The sequence below is a fragment of the Collinsella sp. TF08-11AT genome (assembly GCF_003437035.1).
Lineage (GTDB): Bacteria > Actinomycetota > Coriobacteriia > Coriobacteriales > Coriobacteriaceae > Collinsella.
Genome location: NZ_QSRL01000001.1, coordinates 254,557 through 269,088 on the forward strand (window position 1 = coordinate 254,557; position 14,532 = coordinate 269,088).

Here is a 14,532-nt window from a genome sequence, read left to right on the forward strand (position 1 = left end):
CCGCACACTGGCACCACCCACGATTGGAGTTTTCGATATGTCCCATAGCGTTACCGATAGCACCGTCCTGCTGGGTCACGGCTCCGGCGGCCAGATGATGAAACGCATCATCGACGAGATCTTTTTGGATGCCTTTGGGTCGCCCGAGCTGCTCGAGGGCAACGATGCCGGCGTCGCCGCGCTGCCCACGAGCGGACGTATCGCCATGTCGACCGACAGCTTTGTGGTGACACCGCAGTTCTTCCCGGGCGGCAATATCGGCCGACTCGCCGTGTGCGGAACCGTCAACGATGTCGCGACCTCGGGTGCCAATGTGCGCTACCTGTCGTGCGGCTTTATCCTCGAAGAGGGCTATCCCATGGACAAGCTGCGTCAGATCGCGCAGACCATGGCCGAGACGGCGCGCGAGGCGGGCGTGGCGATCATCACCGGCGACACCAAAGTGGTTGAGCGCGGCGGGGCCGACGGCGTCTACATCAATACCGCCGGCGTGGGCGAAGTGCCCGCGGGTGTGGCGCTCAGCGGCGCAAACTGCCAGCCTGGCGATGTCATCCTGGTGTCGGGTACACTCGGCGACCACGGCATCGCCATCATGAGTCAACGCGAGGGCTTGGCGTTTTCGAGCAACATCGAAAGCGATGCCGCGCCGCTTAACCACCTGATAGCCGACGTTCTGGCCGCAGCCCCCGACACGCGCTGTTTCCGCGACCCCACGCGCGGCGGCCTTGCATCCACACTCAATGAGTTTGCACAGGCCAGCGGCGTTGCGATGGAGGTCGATGAGGACGCCGTGCCCGTGCGTCCCGATGTGCAGGCGGCTTGCGAGATGCTCGGCTATGACGTGCTGCAGGTGGCAAACGAGGGCAAGATGGTCGCCGTGGTGCCGGCCGAACAGGCCGATGCGGCCCTAGCCGCCATGCGTTCCGCACGCTACGGCGAGAACGCCGCGATCATCGGCCGCGTGCTGCCGCTTGGATCGGACGCTCGACCCGCCGTGCGCGTACGCACCGGCTGGGGTTCGACCCGCATCCTCGACATGCTCGTGGGAGAACAGCTGCCGAGGATTTGCTAGCGGCACATTCTCGCAGACGGCGCGATGCAGCTCGATATCCCTTGAAGATGTTCAGATTCCAAACAAGCCCGATGCGTAAGCCCAGTATTATGAGGTGCGTTTTTAAACCCAATGACGGGAGCTTTCATGGCAGCAGCTTTTTCCCATGTGATCTTTGATCTGGATGGCACCATCCTCAACACGCTCGAGGACCTGGCGGCCGCTAGCAACCATACCTGCGAGACGCACGGCTGGCCTACGTTTGCCGTTGACGAATACCGCTATAAGGTGGGAAACGGCATGCTCAAGCTGGTCGAGCGCTTTATGCCCGCCGAGTATACGGGCGACGGGCGCGCCTTTGAGCAGACGCTTGCCGAGTTTAGGGCTTACTACGGCGAGCACAAGGAGGACCACACCGCCCCCTATGCCGGCACAATCGAGATGCTCGACCGCCTGCGCGCCGCGGGCATCCAGCTTGCCGTGCTCACCAACAAGGACCACATTTCGGCGGCCCCGCTTATCGAGAAGTACTTTGGCCCCGACCGCTTTGCGCTGGTCCAGGGCCGTGTCGACGCTTTTCCGCCCAAGCCCGAGGCGCCCGTCACGCTGCATGTGATGGAAGCGCTGGGCGCCGACCCGGCGACCACGCTCTACGTGGGCGATTCCAATGTCGATATCCTGACCGGTCATAACGCCGGCCTTAAGAGCGCGGGCGTCAGCTGGGGCTTCCGCGGCCGCGCAGAGCTGGAAGCCGCCGGCGCCGACTACGTGGTGGACAGCCAGGCAGAGCTCGCGGCGCTGATTCTAGGCGAGTAACGAAGCCGCCGCTCCATGCGGCTGCGACAATTCTTCCGCAAGGAAAGCGCATCCCGTTTTGGAGCTCCGGAATGGGATGCGCTTTCCGTTTGAGGCGCGTCGGGGAAACTGTGTCCCGTTTTGGAGCTATATTCCGGGTCGCACTTTCCGCAACCCGCCTCATCCGGAAACCGCGACCCACTATTCGGCCAAAAACCGGGCCGCATTTTCCCGAGCGTTCGCAATGCAACGCCGGCACAAGGAGTGTCCCCAACTGCCGGCAGGAAAGGAACGTCCCCAAGCACCGCCTTCCCAATGACTACTCCAGCGATGGTAACGTCACGGGTAGAGGACGGACAGCGAGCGACGTCCAGGACGAACAAGTTGGCATGAAAAAGGCGAGGCATAGACCTTCGGGTCATGCCTCGCCTTTTGAATGACAAATTGTCGTCCTGGGCGGCGCGCAGCGTCGGGCAGTTACGGCGTTTGGTAAAACGCCGTAACGAACTACCGCGTAACTCCCCTAGCTCATCATGGCATTCATCATCTCGTTGGTTGCGGAATCGTCGGCAGACCACTCGCCGTCGTCATTGCAGGAATACTTGAAGGTGACCTTGGTGTCCTTGGTCTTAGCAGCCTTGGTCACATCGACCATAACCTGACCGGCCATCTTGTACAGCTCGTCATCGGAAGGCATCGAATCGAGCGCGGCGACCTTCTCCTGGTACTGGGTGGCAAAATCCTCAACGATCTGGTTCATGGACTTGCAGGTAATGGTGACCTCGGCAGTTGCGGTACCCTTGTCCTCGTCGACCGTCACGTCGCCGATCTTGTAGTCAAAGCCCTCGAGATAGCTCTTGGCGTACTCCTTGGGATCGATGCCCAGCTGCTCAAACTCGTCGCCCGAGGCCTCTTCCAGGCCGGCGAGGAAGTCGTCGCCGCCGTTCTTGACCTCGTCAAACTGCGTCGTAAGATCCTCGGTGATGAGCTCCTCAACCGAAGGACCTCCGCAGCCGGAAAGCACAACCACGCACGCGACCAGAACAGCCATCAGGGGCGCAAGCAGCAGCTTCTTCTTCATGACATTCCTCCCAACAAGCGGCACCGCGCTTCCCGACGCGGTGCGCGTCGTAACAATAAGGCCATACTAGCCGATAACGAACACCCCCGGCAAAGCAAAGGCGCAGTCGGCTCGATTTAACGTCCGAACGGTTTACCGGTCCGCCCAACGCGCAATAAAACGTTCCGCCGCATTGTAATAAAAAAGGGTGGTCGGACAATTCGACCACCCCAAAACATCCTTATGTTGCCGCAGTTTACTTGCGGACGACCTTGACGATGGCGTCGCCGGCGGCGACAGCGGAGTCGGCCTCGACGGCGAGCTCAACGTCGGCAAACTCGGCGGTGTTGGACACGGCCACGACGACACAGTCCTTGTAACCGGCAGCAGCGATCTTGGCGCGGTCGATCTTGAGCATGGGCTGGCCAGCCTTAACGACATCGTCGGCCTTGACGAAGCCCTCGAAGCCATCGCCGTTCATGTTGACGGTATCGACGCCAACATGCACCAGAACCTCGATGCCGCTATCGGACTGCAGACCCACGGCGTGGCCCATGGTGACGGTCACCTTGCCGTCGCAGGGAGCGTAGACCAGATCGTCCTCGGGCCACACGGCGCAGCCCTTGCCCAGGACCTCGCCGCCAAAGACGGGATCGGGCACGTCGGCCATCTTGATGACCTTGCCCTTGACGGGCGAGCACAGCACGTCGGCGCCGGCAGAAGCAGAGATGGAGGACGGAGCAGCGGCAGCCGCGGGCTCAGCCTTCTTCTTGAACATGTCAAACAGACCCATACGTTTTCTCCTCTTGATTAAGCGCAACGTTATGCGCATGCCTATGGTGATTATAGTGCCAAATGGTTCAAATGCTAAGGTGGGGACTCGAATCGCGAGCCCATCCCAACGCTTTTCCCCGGTGGCACTCATATTGTCGATTAATCCAGGCCCTCGGCACCGTTGGACTTGATGATCTTCTGGTAGGCGTAGAAGCTGTCCTTGCGGCGGCGCTCGTAGGTACCGGTACCGTCGTCGTACTTATCGACGTGGATGAAGCCATAGCGCTTGCGCATCTCGCCGGTGCCGGCGGACACCAGGTCGATGGGACCCCACCAGGTGTAGGCGATCAGGTCGACGCCGTCGGCAATGGCCTCGCCCATGGCCTTGATGTGGCTCTGCAAGTAGGCGATGCGGTACGGGTCGTGGATGGAACCGTCCTCCTCGACCTCATCGTAGGCGCCCATGCCGTTCTCGACTACCATCAGCGGAATCTCGTAGCGGGCGTAAATCTCGTTGAGGGCGATGCGCAGACCCAGCGGATCGATCTGCCAGCCCCAGTCGATGGACTCCAGATAGGGATTCTTGCCGCCAAAGGTCATGTTGCCCTCGGTCATCTCGTGATCCTTGTGGGTGCCCACGGTGCCGGACATGTAGTAGCTAAAGGTGTAGAAATCGACCTTGCCGTCGGCGATATCCTGCAGGTCACCGTCCTCCATCACAAGCTCGACATCGTTCTCGGCCCAGAAGCGCTTGGCATAGAACGGATACTTGCCGCGCACCTGCACGTCGGAGCAGTACCAGTTCATGGTATTCATCTCCTGCTGCGTGGCGAACACGTCGGCCGGATCGCACGTGGCGGCATAGGAGAGGATGAAGCAGTCCATGTTGCCCATCTTAAACTGCGGATAGTGCTCGTGGGCATAGCGCACGACGCGGCCGCTGGCGACAAACTGGTGATGCAGGGCCTGCATACGGGCCTGCGGCGTGGTGTGGACCGCCGAAGCCGGGCCCTCAAAGCCCTGGATCATGCTGGTCCCAAAGAGGTTGCCCATGTCCTGGGTGCCGCAGTTGATCTCGTTGAAGGTGAGCCAGAACTTGACCTTGTCCTGATAGCGGTCGAAGACGGTCTGGCAGTACTTCTCAAAGAAGCCGATGAGCTCGCGGCTCGCCCAGCCGTTGTACTTCTCGACCAGGTGATAAGGCATCTCGTAGTGCGACAGGGTCACGAGCGGCTCGATATTGTGAGCGCGCAGGCAGTCGAAGACGCGGTCGTAGAAGGCGAGGCCGGCCTCGTTGGGCTCGGCGTCATCGCCGTTGGGGAAGATGCGGCTCCAGGAGATGGACATGCGGAACATGTTGAAGCCCATCTCGGCGAACAGCGCGATGTCCTCCTCGTAGTGATGGTAGAAATCGATGCCGTCATGGTTGGGGTAGAAGCGGTTAGGGTCGATGTCGATCGTAATCTGGCGCGGCTCCTTGTAGCTGCCGCCCAAAAAATGGTCGTCGACGGAAGGACCGCGGCCGTCAACGTTCCAAGCGCCCTCAAACTGATTGGCGGCCGTGGCGCCGCCCCAATAGAAACCCTCGGGGAACTTGATGTTTGCCATGAGCATCTCCTTTGCATTGCGGGTCGATAGGCCGAGTATCGCCCACGCACGCGACAGGCAGGGGCAGGGGTGCCAAACCCGACACTTCTTTTCGCAGACGCGCGCTGCAACAGCACTGCAGCTGAAACTTTTTGACACCGAGGGAGCGAAGACGATCCGCCCCGCGCTTACCGGCGGTATGCCGCGGGGGTGCAGCCATACTTGTCGTGAAACTTACGGTAGAAGAAGCTCATGTTTTCATAGCCCACCGCATGCGCAGCCGCCCCGGCCGTGGCGCCGCCGCGCAGAAGCTCGGCCGCACGTACCAGGCGTCGCTCCTGCACAAGCTGCCTAAAGGTCTTGCCCACATGCCGCTTGAGGAGCGCCGTCGCATAATTAGGGCTCAAGCCAAACTCCGCCGCCATCCCCTCGAGGGAGCATGCAGCGAATTCGCGATCGATATAGCCAAGCATTCCCGTCACCAGGGCAGTGGGCCCCGCCGCGCCGTCCGCCGCGCCGCGCACCAGCTCGCGCTCGTAGCAATCCATGAGCTCGGCCAAAAACAGCTGAAACAGACGCAAGACGATCTCGGGACCGTTGGGGCTCGGGTCGTACAGCTCGCAGAGCATCTCCTGCATGTAGCGCCGAATCCGACGGCTCTCGCCGCAGTAAAAACGGACATGGCCCCGATGGTCCGTCTCGCTGTTGAGCGCGTTGAACAAAAACCGCGAGACCGCGCTCTCGCGCGAGAGGCTCGACTCGAGACTCCGGCGCAAAAAAGAGCGTGAAACGGTCATGCTCAGCATGATGTCGTCCTCGCCGAGCGCCGCCACGGCATGAGGGCAAAGGGCGTCGAGCAAAAGCACCTCGTTGCGGCGCAACTCGAGCCTCTCCCCCGCCACCGTCTGCGGGCAGCGCCCGCGATACACATAGCTCATCTCCACGTAATCATGCACGTGCTCGGGAACTGCATTAAAGCGCGAGTTTTTCCTTATCGTCAGGCCACGCGGCATGCCGGGCTGGGCATAGGCAAACCCTGGCTGCCCAATCTTGCGCACTGGGCATCCGTCGATTTCGACATGCTCGGTCATAATCGACCAATCAAATGCCATGCCGTCTTTATAAGTGATCTCACTGGCGCTCAGTTCGCTGAGCCTACGCTCGAGCTCGTCGATCTCCATGGCTTGCCAATCGTTGATTTGGTCATAGTTCGTCGTGATTCAGATATTAGCAGAACGCGCCGACGCGTCCATAATCTGTGCTATGCAGCAGATCGATCGAGCCAAGGAGGATCCATGACCGCGCACTATCAGCAGGTGCTCGAGGGTACATACGACAACCATGTGCTTCCGTTTTTGTGGATGAAGGGCGAGAGCCATAAGACCATTGCCGAGTATCTGGAAAAGATCGCCGGCGCCGACATCCACGAGGTCTGTCTCGAAAGCCGCCCACACCCCGATTTTTGCGGCGAGGGCTGGTGGCGCGACTTGCGCTTTGTCATTGACGAGTGCAAGCAGCTGGGCCTTAAGCTCTGGATCTTGGACGACGCGCACTTCCCCACGGGCTTTGCCAACGGCGCCGTCAAGGAGGCCGTGCCCGAGCTCCGCAAGATCGTGCTCACGCACCGCACGTTCGACATCGTGGGCCCCACGTCCGCCGCGAGCATCGCGCTCGCCAACATGCTCGACAAAACGGAGCGCTTCTACGGCGTGACATTTATGCAGGACGGCAGCCCCGTCGACGTCGCTTACCGAGTAATCGACGATGCAGACGGCAACCCCAGCCGCCTGGTCTTCGATGCACCTGCGGGCCTCACGCAGGCATGCGTGATGTTCACGAGCGGCAAGACCTCCTACAACGAGGACTACATCAATATGGTCGACCGCGCCTCGGTGGCGCAGCTCATCGATGCTGTCTACGAGCCGCATTTTGAGCATCTGGGCGATGAGTTTGGCAAGACGATCCTGGGCTTTTTCTCCGATGAGCCCGGATTTGCCAACGAGAAGGGCACCACGGGCCCCGATGGCATCTCGGACACGCTCATCGGCAAGGCCACCGCGCCCCTACCCTGGTCGGCCGAGCTTGAGCGTCGCCTACGCGCGGCACTGGGCGAGCGCTACCTGGCCGAGCTCCCGCACCTGTGGGACCGTGAGCCGGCCGGCGCGCACGTACGCCACGTCTATATGGACATCGCGAGCACCCTCTATAAGGAGTGCTTCTGCGACCAGCTCGGAGACTGGTGCCGCGCGCGCGGCGTGCAGTACATCGGCCACGTTATCGAGGACAAGGACTGCCACGCGCGCCTGGGCGTGGGCGCCGGGCACTACTTCCGCGCCGTGGGCGGTCAGGACATGGCGGGCGTCGACATCGTGATCAACCAGCTGGTACCCGGCATGGACCGCGGCCTTCACAGCTACGGACGCGGCGTGTGGAACCTCGAGTTCTATAACTACGTGCTGCCCAAGCTGGGCTCCTCGGCAGCACACCTCGACCCCAAAAAGCAGGGGCGCTGCATGGCCGAGGTCTTTGGCGCATTTGGATGGCACGAAGGCCTACGCGAGATGAAGTGGATCGCCGATCATTTTTTGGTGCGCGGCGTCAATTGGTTTGTGCCGCATGCCTTTAGCATGGCCGCCTTCCCCGACTGGGACTGCCCGCCGCATTTCTATGCGCATGGCCAAAACCCCCAGTTTGCACACTTTGGGCAGCTCATGAGCTACATGAACCGTACGGCGAGCCTGCTGAGCGGCGGGCGCGCAACGACCCCGGTGGCGCTTCTCTACCATGCGGACGCCGAGTGGACAGGCGAGGCGAACTTTATGCAGCATGCCGCCTCCGAGCTTATGCGCGCGCAGGTCGACTTTGACATCGTGCCGGCAGAGGCATTTGAGGACGCAGGGCGCTATGCCGTTGAAATTGCCGCAGACGGTAGCGGCTTTGGCGTGAACGGCCAGGCATACCGCTGCCTGGTGATGCCCGGAGCCGAGTTTGTCGGCGGAGCCGTGCTCGACTTTGCCGCGCGCGCCGCAGCCGCAGGTGTTGCCGTGTACGCGCTGGATGAGTTGCCGAGCAAGCGCTACGACGGTGATATTGCAGCCCGCGAGGGCTTTGCCTCCGTGGATGCAGCCGCGGTCGCCGGCATCAAGCTCCTGGCAACCGCCGAGCTCGCAGGCACGCTTGCCGACGCCGGTATGCAGACCGTGGTTTGTGCCGAGTCCCAGCCCTGGCTGCGCGCACTGCGCTACGAGCGGGCGGGCGAGACCTATCTGATGCTCGTCAACGAGCATCCCAAGCAGGGTATCTCCACTCAGATTGCGCTTGCCGACGGCATACCCGTTGCAGGCGCGCGCCTCGACCTGCTCAACGGCACCGATCCCGCCGCCTTTGACGGCACGCTCGAGCTGGCTCCCTACGAGAGCTGCATCGTGGTCCTTGGGGCTACAGGTTCCGCCGGCGCGGCAACTGCTGGAGACGAAGCCACATGCATCGACGAGCCCTGGGCGGTTGCCTTCTCTGCCCCTGGTACCGATGCCTTTGGCGAGTCTGTTGAGCTTGCAGACCTGCACGACCTTTCCTCGGCCGAGTTCCCCGGCAAGGCCGGCACGTTCCGCTACCAGGCCTCCTTTGTCCTGGGCGAAGCGGCCAGCCGCGCTGTCATCGACCTTGGGGAGGTCTTTGAGACCGCAACCGTCACCCTCGACGGCAAATCCCTCGGCACCCGCATCTGTCCGCCTTACCGCTTTGAGGCCGCCGCACTTTTAGCCGGTGAGCACGCGCTCACGATCGATATCATCAACACCCTCGACCACGCCGTCCCCGACGTGTTCGGCATGACCGAGCCCTCCGAGCCCAGCGGTCTCTTGGGGCCCGTACGCGTGCTCGGGTAACGCCCCGGGCGCAAACGGCCCAACAAGGACAGCGCCCCTATGTTGAGCCCGCACAGCGTCGAGCGGTCCGTCGTTCATAGACCGGCGGACCAAAACTCCCAGCCAAGCCGAACGTTTTATTTATCGCTATGATTGGTTTATCGCGACGCAAACGCATAGGAGCCATATGGATATCAGGCGAAAGATCACGCAGGGCAAAAGCCTCACCCCCACCGAGCAACAACTTGGGCGAACGGCCCTCGCCATGGGCGAGGATGTGCGCGGGCTTTCCATTAAGGAATTTGCCGCGTGCGCCAACGTTTCGGTCGCGAGCGTGCACCGCTTTTGCAAAAAGCTCGGCCTCGAGGGATTCAAAGACCTCAAGGTCGAGCTCATCCGCCAGGCGACCGAGGCGGGCAACCGGCGCGACGTGGACATCAACTTTCCCTTCGATGCCACCTCCGCCCCTGCGCAGGTGATGGAGCGCATGGAGGGGCTCTACCAGACCACCTTGGCCGAAACGCAGGAGCTGCTCGACCCTGCACAGCTCGACCACGCCGCCAAGCTCATCATGCGCGCCGGCACCGTGGACATCTACACGGGCTCGCATAACCTGTATCCAGCGGGAATGTTCCGCGATCGCCTGCTTTCCGCCGGCAAAAGCGCGACGTGCCACGACAGCGTCGAGGCGCAGGTGCGCACGGCGCTCGCCTCGGGTCCCGACCATGTGGCAATCGTCATCTCCTACAGCGGCCTTGCCCCCAACCTCAAGGAGATCTTGCCGATCCTTAGCAGTCGACATGTCCCGGTCATCGTCATCGGCACGCCGTACTGTGCCCGCATTCACCCCGGCTTTGCCGCCTATCTCACGGTAAGCGACCACGAGAGCATGACGCACCGCATCACGCAGTTCGCCAGCCATATCGCCGTGCAATACGTACTCGATTCGCTCTATAGCAGCTACTTTGCCAAAGATTACGCCCGCTGCTCCGAGTTCCTAGAGCGCTCGTTCCCCTACACCCGCCTGCCCGGACTCAAGTAGCGACGAGTGTGGATTTTTGGACACTCAGATAACGAGCGTGGATAATCTCCCGTTTTTGACCTGGATGCAGGCTCAAAGTGGGAGATTATCCACGCTCATTTTGCGGGTAGTCATTGGGGACGTTCTTGAATGATTAGTCGTTTAAGAACGTCCCCAACGACTACATCAGGAGTGTCCCCAGGTGTCGGCAGAAAAGGAACGTCCCCAAGTGCCGCATCTGGACCAGGACAACGCCGATGTTTTGGTAGCGACAGCGAAAACCCGCCAGAGCGAGCAAGGTGCCTTGAAACGAGGCGGCATTGATCTTTCGATCATGCCGCCGAAGTTGAAAGGCAGATTGCCGCTCTGGCGGGTTTGCAGCGTCGAGCCGTTACGCGGGTTGGTAAACCCGCGTAACTACTCCCGAGCTCCGTACTGCTCGTAGTAGGCGTCGATAGCGGTCTTGAGCTCGTCGTCGATGACGACTTTGCCGTCGATCTCGTGGTTGTAGAGGGTCTCGACGACCTCGGCCATGGAGACGATGCTCGCGACGGGGAAACCGTACTTGGCCTCGATCTCCTTCTGCGCGGTGGTCACGCCACCCTTGCCGACCTCCATGCGGTTGAGGGACACGATGAGGCCCTTGATCTCGACATCGGCAGCAGCCTTGACCTTGGGATAGGTCTCGTCGATGGACTTACCGCTGGTAGTGACGTCCTCGACCATGACCACGCGGTCGCCGTCCTGGGGCTCGTAGCCCAGCAGGTTGCCCTTGTCAGCGCCGTGGTCCTTGGCCTCCTTGCGATCGCAGCAGTACTTGACCTCCTTGCTGTACAACTCGTGGTAGGCAATTGCGGTCACGACGGCCAACGGAATACCCTTGTAGGCCGGTCCAAACAGCACGTCAAAGTCGTCGCCAAAGTTATCGTGGATTGCCTGGGCGTAATACTCGCCCAGCTTCTTGAGCTGGTAGCCCGTCACGTAAGCGCCGGCATTCATAAAGAACGGGGACTGACGGCCGCTCTTGAGCGTAAAGCTGCCGAACTTAAGAACGTCGGACTCAACCATAAACTTGATGAACTCTTGCTTGTAAGCCTCCATGCGGGCTCCTCTCGTAATCGCGTACGTGCCTTCCAGTTTAGCGCAGGCAGGGCGCGTTGCGGGCGCGCTTTGGGGCCTCGGCATTCTGTAAAGGCTTTGTCAGGGGCAATGGTTTTCCAAACATTGGGGTTGACACGGCAAACCCCCTCATCAAGAATACGGGCGGATTGTAACGGGTACGAGATACCCAAAACGCGCAGCGCTCGGCCTTAAGGAGGTGTGCCATGGAAGGCAGTCATAGTCGAAAAACCTGCATGTCGCCCTCGGCACGCCGCGAGGATTCCGCACACGCATAAGCGCCACGAACCGATCGTCAAAACCACCACAAAGGTGCCTGTCCCTTTGTGGTGGTTCGAAAGCATGACGTGAGCGACATCTAGGTTTTTTGAAGCACATACGACACGTACGCTAACTCCCTTCAACAAGGAGGACCCTATGCTGATGCTCAAAACCGCCACGGTACTCGAAGCCATCTCCAAGCGCCGCCGCACGGCGCGCCCCGCCGCTCATACCGGCATGTCCAAGAACACCATATTCGCCGCCACCCATAGCGCCGAGGATGCCCTCGTGCTGCTCGACGCCACAGCCGACGGCCTCACCGCCGAGCACGCCGCCGAGCGCCTGAGCGCCGTCGGCCCCAACACCATCGAAGCGCCGACCAAGACGCTCGCCCGCCGCATCGCCGACGCGTTCGTCGATCCCTTCGCTGGCATCCTCGCCGCCCTCGCACTGGTCTCGCTCTACATCGACGTGCTCGCCGTGCCCGAGCTGCAGCGTGACCCCTCCACGGTCATCGTCATCGGCATCATGCTGCTGGTATCGGGCGGCATGAAGTTTATCCAGGAAGCCCGCAGCGGCAATGCGGCCGAGGCCCTTAAGGACCTGGTCTCCAGCACCTGCTGTGCCCTGCGCGACGGCGAGCGCGTCGAGATCCCCTTCGACGAGCTCGTCCCCGGCGATGTAATCCGCCTCTCTGCCGGCGACATGGTGCCGGCAGATGCCCGCATCATCACCGCGCGCGACCTGTTTGTGATCGAGTCCGCACTCACCGGCGAAAGCGAGGCCGTCGAGAAGACCGCTGCCATCACCGTCGTCGAGGGTGCCGACGGCTCCGCGCTACCACTCTCTGCCTGCAAGAACATCGTCTTTACCGGCACCTCCGTGCAAAACGGCACCGCCATGGCGCTTGTCGTTGCCACCGGCTCGGACACCTACCTGGGCGGCATCGCCAAGATACTCAACGGGCGCGGCGAGAAGAGCGCGTTTGACCGCGGCGTCTCGAGCGTCTCCATGTTGCTCGTACGCCTCATGCTCGTTATGGCGCCGGCCGTCTTTGCCATCAACGCCGCCACCAAGGGCAACGTCATCGACGCGCTGCTGTTCGCCACGAGCGTGGCCGTGGGCATCACGCCGCAGATGCTTCCCGTCATCGTGACCACGAGCCTGTCGCAGGGCGCCAAGGACCTCGCCCGCCGCCAGGTTATCGTCAAGGAGCTGCCGGCGATCCAAAACCTCGGCGCGATGGACGTCCTGTGCTGCGACAAGACCGGCACCCTCACCGAAGACCGCATCGTGCTCGAGCGCTACCTCAACACCGACGGCAACGAGGATGCGCGCGTGCTGCGCCATGCGTTTTTGAACAGCTTCTTCCAGACCGGCCTCAAAAACCTTATCGACCTGGCCGTCATCGACCGTGCCGATGTGACGCCCTCGACCGTCGTGCCCGATTCTATGCTGGGCCAGAGCCTGCGCGACCGCTATACCAAGGTCGACGAGGTGCCCTTCGATTTCTCGCGCCGCCGCCTGAGCGTAGTTGTCGCCGACGCCCAGGGCAAAACCCAGATGGTCACCAAGGGAGCTGCCGAGGAAATGCTCGAGATCTGCTCCTTTGTCGAGGTCGACGGCGCCGCCCAGCCGTTCACCGAAGATAAGCTCGCCCAGATTCGCAAGCAGGTCGCCGGGCTCAACGCCGAGGGCCTGCGCGTGATTGCCGTGGCGCAGAAGACCAATCCGCGCTGCGTGGGCGAATTTGGCATCGCCGACGAGTGCGACATGGTGCTGATGGGCTTTTTGGCCTTCCTCGATCCGCCCAAAGCAAGTGCCACGGGCGCCGTCGCCACCCTCGAGGCCAAGGGCGTCGCCGTTAAGGTCCTGACCGGCGATAACGACCGTGTCGCCGCCACCATCTGCAAGCAGATCGGTATCGACGCGAGCAACGTCTTGCTGGGCTCCGAGATCGATGCGCTCGACGATGCCGAGCTTGCCGAGCGCGCCGAGCACACCCACCTCTTCGCCAAGCTCTCGCCACTGCAGAAGGCGCGCCTGGTGCGCGTCATGCGCGAGCTGCTCGACCACACTGTGGGCTTTATGGGCGACGGCATCAACGACGCCGCCGCCATGCGTGCGAGCGACTGCGGCATCTCGGTCGATTCGGCCGTCGACATCGCCAAGGAATCCGCCGACATCATCTTGCTCCAGAAAGACCTGGGCGTGCTCGAGCGCGGCATCATCGAAGGCCGCCGCACCTACGGCAACCTGCTCAAGTACCTCAAGACCACGGTGAGCTCCAACTTTGGCAACGTGCTATCCGTGACCGTCGCGAGCCTGTTCTTGCCATTCTTGCCCATGAGCGCTCTGCAGTTGGTGCTGCTGTCGCTGGTCTACGAGATCGTGTGCATCGCGCTGCCGTGGGACACCGTCGATGACGCCTGGACTGCCCGTCCGCGCGCCTGGGATGCCGCGTCCATTAAGGGCTTTATGCTCGAGTTGGGTCCCGTGAGCTCACTGTTTGATATCGTGACTTTCGCCGCGCTCTTCTTTGTGGTGTGCCCCGCCGCCGTGGGCGCAAGCTGGGCAGAGCTTGCCGCTATAGGCGACGTCGCAGGCATGGCGGCCTTTACGGCGCTCTTCCAGAGCGGTTGGTTTGTCGAGTCCATGTGGTCGCAGACGCTCGTGGTCCACATGCTGCGCTCCCCGCGCCTGCCACGCCCGCGCGACCACGCCGCGCCCGCGCTGTGCCTCCTCACCGTGCTGGGCCTGGTGCTCGTCACCTGGCTACCGGCAAGCCCCATCGCCGATGCGCTGGGTCTCATGCCGCTGCCGCCAATCTTCTTCGCGCTGCTCATCGGCATTGTCGCCGCCTACATCGCGCTCACCCAACTGGCCAAGCGCCGCTACATCGCCCGCCACGGCGAGCTGCTGTAACGCATGAGTTGTTACGCTCGACCCATCAGGCGGTCAAAAAGTCCCGCCTCACTGTCCCCTTTGTGGTGGTTTT

Annotated in this window: 10 protein-coding genes; 5 read left to right on the forward strand and 5 right to left on the reverse strand. The window is 61.8% G+C overall.

The genetic code is table 11. From position 1 onward, the window contains the following. Positions 1-37 precede the first annotated feature (37 nt). Positions 38-1,072 carry a hydrogenase expression/formation protein HypE gene (hypE, locus tag DXC79_RS01065; RefSeq protein ID WP_117634509.1) on the forward strand — a complete coding sequence of 345 codons (1,035 nt, stop codon included), beginning with the start codon at positions 38-40 and terminating at the stop codon, positions 1,070-1,072. Positions 1,073-1,198: 126 nt separating this feature from the next. Next, positions 1,199-1,867 carry an HAD family hydrolase gene (locus DXC79_RS01070; RefSeq protein WP_233502916.1) on the forward strand — a complete coding sequence of 223 codons (669 nt, stop codon included), beginning with the start codon at positions 1,199-1,201 and terminating at the stop codon, positions 1,865-1,867. A 502-nt stretch (positions 1,868-2,369) separates the two neighbouring features. Here the strand turns inward: DXC79_RS01070 and DXC79_RS01075 are convergent. The 4 genes from DXC79_RS01075 to DXC79_RS01090 all read right to left on the reverse strand — a co-directional run bounded on the left by DXC79_RS01075 (position 2,370) and on the right by DXC79_RS01090 (position 6,448). After that, entirely contained in the window at positions 2,370-2,927 is a 558-nt protein-coding gene (locus DXC79_RS01075) for a hypothetical protein (RefSeq protein ID WP_117634513.1), read from the reverse strand. Between the two features lie 235 nt (positions 2,928-3,162). After that, positions 3,163-3,699, reverse strand: coding sequence for a PTS glucose transporter subunit IIA (locus tag DXC79_RS01080; RefSeq protein WP_117634515.1), 537 nt, complete (start codon positions 3,697-3,699; stop codon positions 3,163-3,165). A gap of 140 nt (positions 3,700-3,839) precedes the next feature. After that, positions 3,840-5,288, reverse strand: a complete 1,449-nt coding sequence (locus DXC79_RS01085; RefSeq protein WP_117634517.1) for a glycoside hydrolase family 1 protein — start codon at positions 5,286-5,288, stop codon at positions 3,840-3,842. A 167-nt stretch (positions 5,289-5,455) separates the two neighbouring features. Then, positions 5,456-6,448, reverse strand: coding sequence for a helix-turn-helix domain-containing protein (locus DXC79_RS01090; RefSeq protein ID WP_117634519.1), 993 nt, complete (start codon positions 6,446-6,448; stop codon positions 5,456-5,458). A 114-nt stretch (positions 6,449-6,562) separates the two neighbouring features. Here DXC79_RS01090 and DXC79_RS01095 point away from each other — a divergent pair, with 114 nt between their 5' ends. Both DXC79_RS01095 and DXC79_RS01100 read left to right on the forward strand, forming a co-directional pair. Beyond that, positions 6,563-9,154, forward strand: coding sequence for a glycosyl hydrolase (locus DXC79_RS01095; RefSeq protein WP_117634521.1), 2,592 nt, complete (start codon positions 6,563-6,565; stop codon positions 9,152-9,154). Between the two features lie 166 nt (positions 9,155-9,320). Continuing rightward, a complete protein-coding gene (locus DXC79_RS01100; protein WP_117634523.1) occupies positions 9,321-10,175 on the forward strand; it encodes a MurR/RpiR family transcriptional regulator in 855 nt (284 codons plus the stop codon). Positions 10,176-10,571: 396 nt separating this feature from the next. Here the strand turns inward: DXC79_RS01100 and pyrE are convergent, their stop codons facing one another. Then, positions 10,572-11,255 carry an orotate phosphoribosyltransferase gene (gene pyrE / locus DXC79_RS01105; protein ID WP_117634525.1) on the reverse strand — a complete coding sequence of 228 codons (684 nt, stop codon included), beginning with the start codon at positions 11,253-11,255 and terminating at the stop codon, positions 10,572-10,574. 435 nt (positions 11,256-11,690) lie between these two features. Between pyrE and mgtA the strand changes: the two genes are divergently transcribed. Then, positions 11,691-14,459, forward strand: coding sequence for a magnesium-translocating P-type ATPase (gene mgtA, locus DXC79_RS01110; protein WP_117634527.1), 2,769 nt, complete (start codon positions 11,691-11,693; stop codon positions 14,457-14,459). Positions 14,460-14,532 lie beyond the last annotated feature (73 nt).